This window comes from Corallococcus sp. AS-1-6, from assembly GCF_020037015.1.
In the GTDB taxonomy this organism is placed as follows: domain Bacteria; phylum Myxococcota; class Myxococcia; order Myxococcales; family Myxococcaceae; genus Corallococcus.
Map to the genome: position 1 here is coordinate 157,254 of NZ_JAIQDE010000007.1, position 12,633 is coordinate 169,886.

The 12,633-nt window shown below is 72.4% G+C and carries 12 protein-coding genes; 9 read left to right on the forward strand and 3 right to left on the reverse strand.

The window, feature by feature from the left end; all coding sequences use genetic code 11:
* Positions 1–139 precede the first annotated feature (139 nt).
* The 9 genes from K8612_RS12225 (at position 140) to K8612_RS12265 (ending at position 9,625) form a co-directional block, all read left to right on the forward strand.
* Positions 140–2,638 carry an ATP-binding protein gene (locus tag K8612_RS12225; RefSeq protein ID WP_223741532.1) on the forward strand — a complete coding sequence of 833 codons (2,499 nt, stop codon included), beginning with the start codon at positions 140–142 and terminating at the stop codon, positions 2,636–2,638.
* Between the two features lie 5 nt (positions 2,639–2,643).
* Complete coding sequence (locus tag K8612_RS12230; protein WP_373692102.1) at positions 2,644–4,530, forward strand: tetratricopeptide repeat protein; 1,887 nt, start codon at positions 2,644–2,646, stop codon at positions 4,528–4,530.
* A 12-nt stretch (positions 4,531–4,542) separates the two neighbouring features.
* Complete coding sequence (locus K8612_RS12235) at positions 4,543–5,379, forward strand: alpha/beta hydrolase (RefSeq protein ID WP_223741417.1); 837 nt, start codon at positions 4,543–4,545, stop codon at positions 5,377–5,379.
* Positions 5,380–5,432: 53 nt separating this feature from the next.
* On the forward strand, positions 5,433–5,774 hold the full coding sequence (bacN, locus tag K8612_RS12240; protein ID WP_014397642.1) for a bactofilin BacN: 342 nt from the start codon (positions 5,433–5,435) through the stop codon (positions 5,772–5,774).
* A gap of 62 nt (positions 5,775–5,836) precedes the next feature.
* On the forward strand, positions 5,837–6,160 hold the full coding sequence (locus tag K8612_RS12245) for a polymer-forming cytoskeletal protein (RefSeq protein ID WP_120565586.1): 324 nt from the start codon (positions 5,837–5,839) through the stop codon (positions 6,158–6,160).
* Between the two features lie 3 nt (positions 6,161–6,163).
* Entirely contained in the window at positions 6,164–6,883 is a 720-nt protein-coding gene (locus tag K8612_RS12250) for a polymer-forming cytoskeletal protein (protein ID WP_223741418.1), read from the forward strand.
* A gap of 61 nt (positions 6,884–6,944) precedes the next feature.
* Positions 6,945–8,420, forward strand: coding sequence for a ParB N-terminal domain-containing protein (locus K8612_RS12255; protein WP_223762386.1), 1,476 nt, complete (start codon positions 6,945–6,947; stop codon positions 8,418–8,420).
* A gap of 3 nt (positions 8,421–8,423) precedes the next feature.
* Positions 8,424–8,999, forward strand: coding sequence for an orotate phosphoribosyltransferase (pyrE, locus tag K8612_RS12260; RefSeq protein ID WP_223741420.1), 576 nt, complete (start codon positions 8,424–8,426; stop codon positions 8,997–8,999).
* Complete coding sequence (locus tag K8612_RS12265; RefSeq protein WP_223741421.1) at positions 8,996–9,625, forward strand: hypothetical protein; 630 nt, start codon at positions 8,996–8,998, stop codon at positions 9,623–9,625. The genes pyrE and K8612_RS12265 overlap by 4 nt, the downstream gene beginning before the upstream one ends.
* 25 nt (positions 9,626–9,650) lie before the next feature.
* Here the strand turns inward: K8612_RS12265 and K8612_RS12270 are convergent, their stop codons facing one another.
* Genes K8612_RS12270 through nadB form a run of 3 tightly spaced genes read right to left on the reverse strand, consistent with a single transcriptional unit; the run spans position 9,651 to position 12,613 of the window.
* Complete coding sequence (locus K8612_RS12270) at positions 9,651–10,253, reverse strand: TIGR00730 family Rossman fold protein (RefSeq protein ID WP_223741422.1); 603 nt, start codon at positions 10,251–10,253, stop codon at positions 9,651–9,653.
* A gap of 2 nt (positions 10,254–10,255) precedes the next feature.
* Positions 10,256–11,020, reverse strand: a complete 765-nt coding sequence (locus tag K8612_RS12275; protein WP_223741423.1) for a rhomboid family intramembrane serine protease — start codon at positions 11,018–11,020, stop codon at positions 10,256–10,258.
* A gap of 6 nt (positions 11,021–11,026) precedes the next feature.
* Complete coding sequence (gene nadB / locus K8612_RS12280) at positions 11,027–12,613, reverse strand: L-aspartate oxidase (protein ID WP_223741424.1); 1,587 nt, start codon at positions 12,611–12,613, stop codon at positions 11,027–11,029.
* Positions 12,614–12,633 lie beyond the last annotated feature (20 nt).

The window sequence follows — 12,633 nt, forward strand, 5'->3', positions numbered from 1 at the left end:
GCCCCGTTCATCCGCTGGCCCGCGGACGGGTTAGACGGCATGATCCGGAATCGACCATGACTCCTTTCGCACCCAACGGGTTTCCGCGACGTCGTTCCCTGTCTGGGCGGGGCGGAGGCGCGCCGTGAGGATCGAGATGTTGTCGTCGGAGCAGCGGGGGCGGGTGCTCGTGCTCGCGGCGAAGGCCGCGGGTGACGCGTTGGTGGAGCGGCTCACGGCGAGTGGCTACCAGTGCGCCTCCACGGAGCGGGAGACCGGGCTGGCGGAGATGGTGGATCAGCTCCAGCCGGAGGTGGTGCTCCTGGCCGTGACGGCCAAGCGGGCGGCGGAGCTGCTGGAGACGGTGCGCAAGACGGACAAGCTCCAGCGCCTGCCGGTGCTGGTGGATCAGGGCCGCGCGCGTTCGGCGGAGGCCTTCAAGCGCCTGGCGGTGGATGACTTCGTGCGCGGCGCGGATGAGCTGGTGCCCCGGCTGGAGTCCGCCCTGCGCGCCTGGAGGCTCAAGGAGCGCGAGGAGCGCATCCGGATGCGCATGGGGATGCTGCTCGAAATCACCCAGGCGGCCACCAGCTCGCTGGAGCTGGAGGAGATCCTCCGCATCGCGGTGGAGAAGGTCGGCCAGGTGACGGGCACGGACCGCTGCTCCGTGGTGCTGGTGGAGGGCAGCCACGCGCGCACGGCCACGGTCGTCGCGACGCAGGAGGACCCCAGCCTCGTCCAACTGGACATCGAGGTGGCGCGCTACCCGGAGCTGCGCCGCGCGCTGGAGACGCGCCAGCCCGTGCTGATTGAAGAGGCGCAGCGCGACCCGCTGATGGCGGAGGTGCGCACGTCGCTGTTGCCGCAGGGCGTGAAGTCCATCCTGGTGCAGCCGCTCATCTGCCAGGACGACCTGCTGGGCGCGCTCTTCCTGCGCGTGTCCAAGGGCGAGGCGTCCATCGGGCGCGACGAGCAGGAGTTCGCGGAGGCGGTGGCGGGCGTGCTCGCCAACTCCATCCGCAACGCGCGCCTGCACACGGCGGTGAAGAAGAAGCGCGAGGACCTGGAGCTGGCGTACGTGGAGCGCTACCGCGAGCTCAACGACGCGAACCGCCGCCTCAAGGAGCTCAACCGCCTCAAGGACGAGATCATCGCGGTGTGCAGCCACGACCTGCGCGCGCCGCTCCAGGTGCTCCTGGGGCACGGCCGGCTGCTCCTGGAAGGGCCGCTGGAGGCGCAGCAGAAGCAGTCCGCGGAGGCGATGATCCGCCAGGGCCGGAAGATCCTCACCCTGGTCGAGTCCCTGCTGGAGAAGGGCAAGGGCGAGGCGGCGCGCCTGTCCATCGAGCCCCGCGTGCTGGACGTGGCGCAGTTGTGCCGCGACGCCGTGGCGGAGCTGGAGATCCTGGCGGCGGAGAAGGCCGTGTCGCTGCGCTCCGAGTGCCCCGACAGCCTCATGCTGATCGGCGACGAGGTGAAGCTGCACGAGGTGCTGCAGAACCTCATCAGCAACGCCATCCAGCACGCCAGCGACCCGGGCGTGGTGGTGGTGCGCACGCAGCGGCTGTCCCGGCCGGACGGCGACGCGGTGCGCGTGATGGTGAGCGACAACGGCGTGGGCATCCCGCCGGACGAGCTGCACCTCGTCTTCGACCGCTACCGCCACGGGCCCAAGGGCACGGGGCTGGGGCTGGCCATCTGCAAGGAGTTCGTGGAGCTGCACGGCGGTGAGATCTGGGCGGAGAGCCCGGCGGACGGCGGCTGCACCTTCGTCTTCACGCTGCCCCTGGCGCAGGAGGCCGCGCGCAACCCCCGGCCGCAGCCCGCGCCCGGCGCCGCCCCCGAGCAGCCGCGCGTGCTGGTGGTGGAGGACGAGCCGGAGATCGCCGCGGTGCTGTCGGAGGTGCTGCGCTCGAAGTACCGCGTGGAGGTGGCGCGCGACGGCGCGGAGGGCCTGGCGAAGGCACGCGCGTCCCGGCCGGACCTGGTGGTGATGGACGTGTTCCTGCCCAAGCTGGACGGCCTGGACGCGGCCATGGCGCTCAAGTCCTCGTCGGACACGGCGCACATCCCGGTCATCCTCCTGTCCGCCCACCAGGGCGTGGCCGACAAGGTCCGCGCGCTCAACCTGGGCGCGGTGGACTACATGGCCAAGCCCTTCAACGCGGTGGAGCTGCTCAACCGCACCGAGCGCGCGCTCAAGCTGCGCCAGGGTGAGAAGGAGCAGGACACCAAGACGAACTCGCTCCAGCGCCGCACCGGCAGCGACCCCGTGACGGGGCTGCACGACCGCCGGGGCCTGCTCCTGCGCCTGGAGCAGGAGGTGGCCCGCAGCCGCCGCTACCACCGCGCCCTCACGCTGGCGGTGCTGCGTCCGGACCGCGAGCTGGAGGTGATGCCCTCCAACATGGGGGACGTGATGCGCAAGCGCGTGCGCCACCCGGACGCCATCGCCCACCTGGGGCAGGGCGTCTTCGCGGTGGTGCTGCCCGAGTGCAACGCGGACGCGGCGCGCACGGTCATCAACCGCCTGATGCCGGACGTGGAGCAGGTGACCTCCATCGAGTACCGGGCCGCCATGGCGGACGTCAGCCAGGACAGCGATCCGGTGGAGAAGCTGCTGGAGAAGCTGGGGGCGCCCCCTCCCGAGGTCCACTAGCCCGCGTGCGCCCGCTCCCGCTCCTCAGCCGTGCCGCGGTGATGTGCCTCGCGCTGGCCGCCGGAGGTTCGGGGGCCGCGCCCGCGAGGAGGGCCCCGGCCCCGCACGTCGACCGCGAGGCGATGCGCGAGGCCATGGACTCGAGCAGCCGCGACGACGAGCCGTCCGCGTCGTCCGCCAGCTACGCGCACTACCTCCAGGCGCGGCTGATGCACCTGGAGGGCAACCACCGGGCCTCGGTGGACGAGCTGCGGCTGGCGCTCGCCACCGACGACGGCAACCCGACCCTCCTCACCCAGTTGGGCGAGGAGTACGCGCGCCTGGGCGACCTCACGCGCGCCGAGCGCGAGCTGCGCCGGGCCGTGGAGAAGGCCCCCACGCACTACGCCGCCCACGTGCTGCTGGGCCGGGTGCTGCTGGAGTCCGGCCGCACGGCGCGCGCGAAGCAGCACCTGCGCCGCGCGGTGGCGCTGCGCCCCCGCGAGCCGGAGGCGTACCTCGTCCTGTCGCAGTTGTACCTGGACGCGAAGGACCCCGACGAGGCGGTGAAGGTGGTGGAGGCGCTGGCCCACGCGCTGCCCGGAGAGGCCTCCGGCTACCGCCGGCTGGGGCTCGTCCTGGCCGAGCGCGGCGACGCGCCCCGCGCCGAGCGCCTGCTCGCGAAGGCCGCCGAGCGCGACCCGGGCGACGTGGAGGTGTGGTCCACGCTGGCCCGGCTCTACGAGGGCTCCGGCCGGCCGAAGGAGGCGGAGGACGCGCTGGCCCGCGCGCTGGAGGCGGATCCGGACAGCCGCGAGGTGCTCCTGTCCGCGGGCCGCGCCGCGCTCAAGGGCGGGTCGGTGACCCGGGCGCGGGCGTACTTCGACCGGCTGCTGTCGCTCTCCGCGTCGCCGGAGCTGGCCGTGCGCGTGGCCTTCAGCTACCTGGCCTCCGGAGAGCCGGCCCCCGCGCGGGAGGTGCTGGACGCCGCGCGCAAGGACGCGCCGGACGAGCCCCGGCTGGCGTACTACGCCGGCCTCGTCGCGGAGCGCACCCGCCGCTTCTCCGTCGCCGCCCAGGACTTCGCGGGCGTGCCCCCGGACTCGGAGGTGTTCCCGGACGCCCGCGTGCGCCAGGCCCGCTGCCTGTCGCTGGCGGGAGACCACCCGCGCGCGCTGGCGCTCTACCGCGCGGCCATGTCGGACGCGCCTGACGACGTGGAGGTGCGCGTCGGCTACGCCCGGGCGCTGGAGCGCGGCGGGGACGCGGCGAGGGCGGAGGGCGTGCTGCGCGAGGCGCTGGCGGGGGAGGGCGGGGCGCTGGCGTACGACGCGCTGGCCAGCCTGCTGGAGCGCCAGGGCCGGGCCCCGGACGCGCTCGCGCTCCTGCGGGACGCCGTCGCGAAGGCGCCGAGGAACCAGGACCTGCAGTTCGCCCTGGCCACCCTGCTGGAGCGCCAGGGCGACGTGGCGGGGGCGCTGTCGCGCATGCGGGCGGTGCTCGCGCTGAAGCCGGACCACTCCGCCGCGCTGAACTTCATGGGCTACGTGATGGCGCAGCGGGGCCGGGACCTGGACCAGGCGGAGCGGCTGGTGCGGCGCGCGCTGGCGCTCCGGCCGGACAACGCGGCCTACGTGGACTCGCTGGGGTGGGTGCACTACCAGCGCGGTGACGCCCGGAAGGCCGTGGAGGTCCTGGAGCGCGCGGTGGAGCTGTCCCCGGACGACCCCGCCATCCTGGAGCACCTGGGAGACGCGTACCTCAAGGCGGGCCGCGCCCCGGAGGCCGTCCGGACCTGGAAGCGCGCGCTGGAGGTGCTGATGCTGGAGCCGGAGGCCGCCGAGCCCGCCAACCAGCGCACCACCCTGGAGCGCAAGTTGAAGGCGCTACCCTCGACCGCGCTGGGCCGCTAAGGTCCCGGGCTCATGGCCCGCCACGACGAAGGCTTCTTCACCGGGAAGGACAACACCCGGCTGTTCTGGACGCTGGACCTGCCGGACACGCCCCCCCGCGCGCACGTCGCCATCGTCCATGGCTATGGCGACCACATCGGCCGCTACCGGCCCGTCATCGACGCGCTGGTGAAGGACGGCTTCGCCGTGCACGGCTTCGACTACCGGGGCCACGGCCGCGCGGACGGCCGGCGCGCCTACGCCGCGAAGTGGACCGAGTTCCTCGACGACCTGGACGGCTTCTGGCAGCGCGTGCGCAAGGCCGCGGGCAACGAGAAGATCTTCCTGCTCGCCCACAGCCACGGCGGCCTGATGGCCGCGCACGCCCTGACCGGGAGGCTGGAGGGGCTCTCCGGCGCCATCCTCTCCGCGCCCTACCTCAAGCTCGCCATCACCCCGCCGGCCGCGAAGGTGCTCGCAGCGCGCATGGTGGGCTCCGTGGTGCCCTGGATGAAGGTGCCCTCCGGCCTGGCCCCGGACATGCTCAGCACCGACCCGGAGATTCAAAAGGCGGTCGGGGCGGACCCGCTGTACGTGCCCTTCGCCACGCCCCGCTGGTTCGTGGAGTCCACGGCCGCCCAGGCGCAGACGCTCTCGCTGGCGCCGAAGATTCAAGTGCCGCTGTTCGTGCTGTGCGGCCAGGAGGACGGGGTGGCGCTGCCGGCGGCGGCGCGGGCCTTCTTCGAGGCGGCGGGGACGGCGGACAAGAAGTTCAAGGAGTACCCCGGAATGCGGCATGAGCCGCTCAACGAGCGGGACCGCGCGACGGTGTTCCAGGACATCTCCGGCTGGATCTCCGCGCATCTCTGACATAATCAGGTCGCCCCGCTCCCGACGGAGCAGGCGCTGGCGAGGATCACCTCATGGCACAGGGTGAAACGGGCATCATTGGCAAGGGCATCGTCATCAGGGGCAACCTCACGGGCGGAGGGGACCTGGTCATCGAGGGGCGCGTGGAGGGGCAGATCGCCCTGAAGAACCACCTCACCATCGAGGGCACCGGCAAGGTGCAAGCGGACATCCGCGCCGAGGAACTGACCATCAACGGCGAGGCGAGCGGCAACATCGACGCCTCCACGCGCGTGGCCATCAACGCCTCGGCGAAGGTCGCGGGCGACATCAAGGCCCCGCGGGTCATCATCGAGGACGGCGCCGTGTTCAACGGCTCCATCGAGATGGACGTGAAGTTGCCGGACGACATCTAGCATCCACCGGGGACCGACCCACGGCCCCCCATGCGCACAGCTTCGAGAAGGCGGACACACTCATGGCGAATACGATCATTGGCTCGAGCATCGTCATCGACGGAGAGATTTCCGGTGACGAGGACCTGGTCATCCAGGGCACCGTGAAGGGGAAGATCTCCCTCAAGGAGAGCCTCTACGTGGAGGGCTCCGGCGTCGTCGAGGCGGACATCGAGACGCAGAACGTGGAGATCGCCGGCCGCGTGACGGGCAACATCGCCGCCAGCGACAAGGTGGAGCTGAAGACGGACTGCCGCGTGGTGGGCGACATCAAGGCCCCGCGCATCCTCATCGCCGACGGTGCCTCCTTCAAGGGCAACGTCGACATGGACATGAAGGAGCGCTGATCCGTGGCGACCGCGAAGGATCTTGCAGGCAACGCCGTCGACAACACCGTGGTGGGGCCCTCCATCCTCATCAGCGGTCGGCTCACGGGTGACGAGGACCTCACGGTCCGCGGGCGCGTCGAGGGTGAGCTCACCCTCAGCCGCACCCTCATCGTGGAGCCGTCCGGCGTGGTGAAGGCCAACGTGGCGGTGAAGAACGCCATCGTGAGCGGCGTGGTGGTGGGCAACATCAACGCCACGGAGAGCGTGGAGCTCACCCGCGAGGGCCGCATGGTGGGCGACATCCGCGCCCCCCGCGTCATCATCGTGGACGGGGCCAGCTTCCGCGGCCGCGTGGACATGGGCGACGTGGAACCGGGCCGGCTGCCGTCCGAGCGCCCCGCCGTGGCCCGCCCCCAGGCGGTGACGCGCCCCACGGTGCGTCCGGGCGCCACCCCGCCGCGTCCTCCGACGCCGCCGGCAGCCCCGCCGCGCGCCGCTCCGACGCCGCCGCCCCCGCCTCCCGCGCGCACGCAGCCCGCGACGACGGCGCCGGCCACCGTCGTGGCCCGTCCGTCGGCCAAGCCGCTGCCGCCGCCCCCGCCGCCCGCCGCCACCACGACCCGGGCGCCGGAGCCTCCGCGTCCGGCCGCCACTGAGCAGGCGAGCAGTGCTGGCGCGCCCGTTCCCCGCGTGATGGGTGCTGGCGCGAAGAAGAAGGTCGTGGTGAAGAAGTCCCGTTAGAGCCCGCCCGCCGCGCCGTCGTTTCCGGCGGCGCGGGGGTGGAACAACCGGGGGTGCCACCATGGACGCCGAGCACAGGGCCGAGGGACAGGAAGGGATGCCGGGCACACCTGGAGAGAACGCGACGCCGTCCCAGCAGGAGGGCGCGGCCGACGCGTCCGCGCCGAAGCATGGCGAGGGCGCGAGTGGAGACGTGACGCCGGAAGGGGCCGCCCGGGCCGAAGCGGCTGGGGCCCAGACCGGCCTGCCGGCGGAAGGTGGTCAGGTGACCGGAGCCAGCGGTGAGGGCAACGCACCCCCGCACGGCACCGCCGCGAGCGAGGCCAGCGCCTCCGCCCACGGCACCGAGACGAGCACGGCCAGCGGCGAGGGCAGCGCTTCCGCCCACGGAGCCGACTTGAGCACGGCCAGCGGCGAGGCCAGCGCCTCCGCCCACGGCACCGACGCGAGCGAGGGCAGCGCCTCCGCCCACGGAGCCGACACGAGCGCGGCCGGTGGCGAGGGCAACGGATTGGATTCCAGCGAGGCACGCGACGCAGGCGCGGGGACGGATTCCAGCGCGGCCGGTGGTCAGGGCGCGCCGTCTTCGACCGGAGCGGACGCGGCAGGGCAGGGCGAGGGCACCCGTGCGGACGCGGAGGCCTCCGCGGGCCCCGGCCGCTACGTGGAGCTGTCCTCGGGCGAGCGCGTCCAGGACGCCTCCGGCACGGGCAGCGACGGTGGCGGCGAGGCGAAGGACGTGCTGGCGGAGCCGCGCTCCGGTCCGGTGTCGGGCGCGGACGACGCGCTCTTGGGCGCCGGCATCTGGGACGTGGCGAGCCGGGCGAGCCAGGAGGACGCGGGCTCCGGCGAGGGGACGGAACAGGGCGCCAACGACGGCGCGGCGACTTCGGAAGGGGAGCCCCACGCGCAGGCCATCGAGCCGCGCGTGATGGGACAGGTGACGGCGATGGTGCTGCCGCTGGAGCGACTGGAGGAGGACACGACCTTCCGCCTGCGGGACGAGGGCGACGTGTCCGAGCTGGCCACGGACCTGGCGCGTCTGGGCCAACTGTTCCCGGTGGACGTGCGCCCGCGGGGCGAGGACCGCTACCAGCTCATCTGCGGCTTCCGGCGCGTGGCGGCGCTGCGCTTCCTCAAGCGCGACCAGGTCCAGGTGCGCGTGCACGAGGAGCTGTCCGACGAGGACGCGCTCCTGTTGTCCCTGGCGGAGGCCATCCACGCCTCGCCGGTGGAGCACGACGTGCTGGAGGCCAAGCGCGAGTCGCTGGAGGCCGAAGGCCGGCTGACGGCGCCGGTGCGCGACATGCTGGAGAAGGCGCTCGCCACCGAGGAGACGCTGGCCCCGGAGGGCGTCGAGGAGGAGATCGACGCGGACGAGCTGGCGGTGGACGTCGCGCAGCGCATGGGCGCCCTCAACCAGGACCTGTCGCTGCTCGCGGACGTGTTCGCGGCGCTGGACGAATCGCGCAAGGCGGAGCTGCTGATGCAGTTGCGCTACTCGGCGCAGTTGGTGGCGTACCTGGAGGGCCTGTAGGCCATGGCGGAAACGCTCGAACGTGACCGCGCCCGGCTGCTGGAGGTGCTCACCCAGCGCTCCTTCGAGCGCCGGCGCGTGGTGCTCTCCTCCGGCAAGGAGTCGGACTTCTACATCGACTGCAAGCGCACGGCGCTGCTCGCCGAGGGCCACTACCTCATCGGCCGGCTGCTGCTGGAGGCCATCCGGCGCGACGCTCCGTCGGCGGTGGCCGCGGGCGGGCTGACGCTGGGCGCGGATCCGCTCGCGTCGGCGGTGAGCCTGACCAGCTTCCTGGAGGGCGGCGGCCAGAAGCCCCTGCACGCGTTCATCGTGCGCAAGGAGCCCAAGGGCCACGGCACCGGCCAGTGGATTGAAGGCCTGTCCGCGCTGGGCCCCGGCGCCCCGGTGGCCATCGTGGAGGACGTCGTCACGACGGGCGCGTCCACGCTCAAGGCCATCGAGCGCGCGAAGCTGGAGGGCCTGACGGTGCTGGGCGCCTTCGCGCTGGTGGACCGGCTGGAGGGCGGACGCGAGGCCGTGGAGTCCGCCGGCCACCGGCTCACCACGCTGTTCACACGCAAGGACTTCATCCCGTGAGAAGGCTGCTGGTGGCCGCGGTGCTGCTGGGCGCGCTGGGCGGCTGCTCCACCGCGCCCCCCGTCGTCGGTGAGCCCGCGCCCACGCTGGATGATCCGAAGCAGGAGTCGGCCTACCTCGCGGTGCTGGACAGGTACTCGGACCGCAAGGAGATCTACGACGGCTTCGACACGCGCGTCTTCGCGGGGACCACGTTCCAGACCCCCGCCTTCCGCGAGGCCCGCGTCCACCGCCGCGCCATCTTCCAGACGCTGCCCGCCGCGAAGGTGGAGCAGCTCCTGGAGGAAGAACAGGCCGACGCGGCGAAGTTCCACGAGTTCTTCCTGGCGGTGCACGTCAACGACTACCGCTACGACGACTTCGCCCACCGCAACAGCATCTGGCGGATCGCGCTGGTGACGCCCGCGGGCGAAATCACGCCCATGGAGATCCGCCGCCTGGGCCGGGCGGACCTCAACGTGCGCGCCTACTACCCCTACGCCAGCCTCTTCTGGGTGGGCTACCGCGTGCGCTTCCCGAAGACCTTCGCCAACGGCCAGCCCGTCATCCCCGAGGGCACCGAGCAGGTGATGCTCCGCGTCGCCTCGTCGCTGGGCAACGCGGCGCTGAAGGTCCACGCGCGCTGAGCCCGAGGAGCCCGGCCGCGGGCCCTCAGGTCTGCTGGCCGTCCTTCAGCCACTTCGACGTGAGCGGCATGGTCGGCCCCGCGAGTAGGCGGTCCAGGAGCGCGTCCGGCGAGGCGTTCACCGCGAAAGGTGTGCCCTGCGTCTCCGGGACGAAGCCCGCCTCCACCATCTGCTTCGCCATCGCGAGCAGCGGCTGGAAGAAGCCGTCCACGTCCAACAGGCCCATGGGCTTGCGGTGCAGGCCCAACTGCGCCCAGGTGATGATCTCGAAGAGTTCATCCAGCGTGCCGAAGCCGCCGGGCAGGGCGACGAAGGCGTCCGAGCGCTCGGCCATCAGCGCCTTGCGCGCGTGCATGGAGTCCACCCGGTGCAGCTCCGTCAGCCGCGGGTGGGCCAGCTCCTTCGCGTCCATGAAGTGGGGCAGCACGCCCACGGCCTTGCCGCCGTTGGCGATGACGGCGTCCGCCACCGCGCCCATCAACCCCACGCTGGCGCCGCCGTAGACGAGCGTCAGGCCCCGCTTCGCCAGCGCGGCGCCCATCCTGGACGCGGCCTCGCGGTACTCGGCGCGCACGCCGGAGCGCGAGCCACAGAAGACGCAGACGCTGCGCACGGGGGTCTCAGCCATCGTCAAAGGCCTCCAAGGCGCCCGGGATGGGCGGCGACCACGGCCAGCGCCGCGGCGATGAACAGCAGGACGGGGATGGCGCGAGCGAAGAACTTCGGGCCCTGGCGCAGCGCCATGCCGCACGGCAGGCCGAAGACGAAGCCGCCCAGGTGCCCCGCCCAGCTCACGCCGGGCAGCAGGCTGATGACCGCCACCTGCAACAGCCAGAACATGTGCTCCTTGCGGCCCTGCTGGGTGAGGATGGGCAGCATCGCGCCGCCCCAGCCGAGGATCATCCCGGACGCGCCCACCGTCACGGTGTCGAAGTTGAAGAAGAGCGCGAACGCGGAGCCGCCCAGCGCCGTGACGAGCGACAGCCCCAGGAACCTCAGGCTCCCGATGCCGCGCTCCAGCGACGCGCCCAGCGAATACACCGCGAGCATGTTGAAGAGCAGGTGCATCGGGCCGCCGTGCTCGAACACCGTGCCCAGCAGGCGCCAGTACTCGCCCGCCTGGACCCACGGCCCGTAGAGCGCCAGCGGCCCCACGATGCCGTAGTTCGTCCCGCCGATGACCAGCGGGCGGCCCAGGGACTGGCTGACGAAGAACATCCCCACCGCGCCCGCGATGATGGCGTAGCAGACGTAGGGCGTGGGCAGCACGCGCCGCGGCTGCGGCGGACCCGGCGGCGGACCGTTCCCGTCACCGGGGCGCGGCGCGCCGTCCTGCGTGTCTCCCAGCCCGGAGGGGCCGGGGAGGTCATCCAGCATGTTGCGGGGACGGGACATGGGTGCTCACAGCTCCCGGGAGAGGACGGTGTCGCGCGTGCCCTGGTGCTCGTCCGTGTGGGGGTAGTCCAGGGTGTAGTGCAGGCCCCGGCTCTCCTTGCGGCGGCTGGCGCAGTCCACGATGAGGTGCGCCACCTCCGCGATGTTGCGCAGCTCGATGACGTCGCGGGTGACCTTGAAGCGCCAGTAGTAGTCGCGGATCTCCTCGCGCAGCAGCTCCAGCCGGCGCCTGGCGCGCATCAGCCGCTTGTCCGTGCGGACGATGCCCACGTAGTTCCACATCAGCCGGCGGATCTCATCCCAGTTGTGGGTGACGACCACGCTCTCGTCGGAGTCCACCGCGCTGCCGGAGTCCCAGGCCGGCGGGTCCTCCTTCGGCAGCGTCAGCGACGCCAGCTCCTCGGACGCCACCTGCACCGCGCGGTGGCCGAAGACGAGGCCCTCCAGCAGCGAGTTGGACGCGAGCCGGTTGGCGCCGTGCAGGCCCGTGCAGGACACCTCTCCAATGGCGTAGAGGCCCGGGATGTTGGTGCGCCCGTGCAGGTCCGTCACCACGCCGCCGCACTGGTAGTGGGCCGCGGGCACCACGGGGATGGGCTGCACGGCCATGTCGATGTTGAAGGCCTTGCAGGTGGCGTAGATGTTGGGGAAGCGCTCGGTGAGGTACGCGCGGCCCAGGTGCGTCATGTCCAGGTAGACGCAGTCGTTGCCCGTGCGCTTGAGCTCCGCGTCGATGGCGCGCGCCACCACGTCGCGCGGGGCCAGGTCCTTCATGGGGTGGTAGCGGTCCATGAACGTCTGGCCGCCCTTGAGCCGCAGCTTGCCGCCCTCGCCGCGCAGCGCCTCGCTGATGAGGAAGCTCTTGGCCTCCGGGTGGAAGAGGCACGTGGGGTGGAACTGGTAGAACTCCATGTTCGCCACGCGCGCGCCCGCGCGGTACGCCATGGCCACGCCGTCGCCCGTCGCGACGTCCGGGTTGGACGTGTAGAGGTACACCTTGCCCGCGCCGCCCGTGGCCAGCACCGTCACCTTGGAGAGGAAGCGCTCGATGGAGCCGTCCTCCATCAGCGCGTACGCGCCCAGGCACCGGCTGCCGGCCGGCATGTGCGGACGCCGGTCCAGGATGAGGTCGATGGCGGCCGTGTTCTGGAAGAAGGTGATGTGGGGCTGCTCGTCGCACGCGGCCAGCAGCGCGCGCTGCACCTCGCGGCCGGTGATGTCGCCCGCGTGGATGATCCGGCGGGCGGAGTGGCCACCCTCGCGCGTGAGGTCGAACTCGCCGCCGCGCTGATCGAACGCCGCGCCCAGCGCCACCAGCTCCTTGAGGCGCGCGGGGCCCTCCCGCACCGTCACCTCCACCGCGTCGCGGTGGCACAGGCCCGCGCCCGCGACGAGCGTGTCGTCGATGTGCGCGTCGAAGGTGTCCGTGGGGGACAGCACACCGGCGATGCCCCCCTGGGCGTAGGCGGTGTTGCCTTCACCGCGCTCGCGCTTGGTGAGCACGGCGACCGTGCCGTGCCGGGCCGCCTGCAGGGCGAACGACAGTCCGGCCACGCCGCCGCCCATGACCAGGAAATCAAACCGATGGGGCATGGCCAACAGGCTTAATGGCG

Coding starts and splice junctions, on each gene's coding strand:
- K8612_RS12235 (WP_223741417.1), top strand. CDS start 4,543: ATGGCCCGCCACGACGAAGGCTTCTTCACCGGGAAGGACAACACCCGG.
- bacN (WP_014397642.1), top strand. CDS start 5,433: ATGGCACAGGGTGAAACGGGCATCATTGGCAAGGGCATCGTCATCAGG.
- K8612_RS12245 (WP_120565586.1), top strand. CDS start 5,837: ATGGCGAATACGATCATTGGCTCGAGCATCGTCATCGACGGAGAGATT.
- K8612_RS12255 (WP_223762386.1), top strand. CDS start 6,945: ATGGACGCCGAGCACAGGGCCGAGGGACAGGAAGGGATGCCGGGCACA.
- pyrE (WP_223741420.1), top strand. CDS start 8,424: ATGGCGGAAACGCTCGAACGTGACCGCGCCCGGCTGCTGGAGGTGCTC.
- K8612_RS12270 (WP_223741422.1), bottom strand. CDS start 10,253: ATGGCTGAGACCCCCGTGCGCAGCGTCTGCGTCTTCTGTGGCTCGCGC.
- K8612_RS12275 (WP_223741423.1), bottom strand. CDS start 11,020: ATGTCCCGTCCCCGCAACATGCTGGATGACCTCCCCGGCCCCTCCGGG.
- nadB (WP_223741424.1), bottom strand. CDS start 12,613: ATGCCCCATCGGTTTGATTTCCTGGTCATGGGCGGCGGCGTGGCCGGA.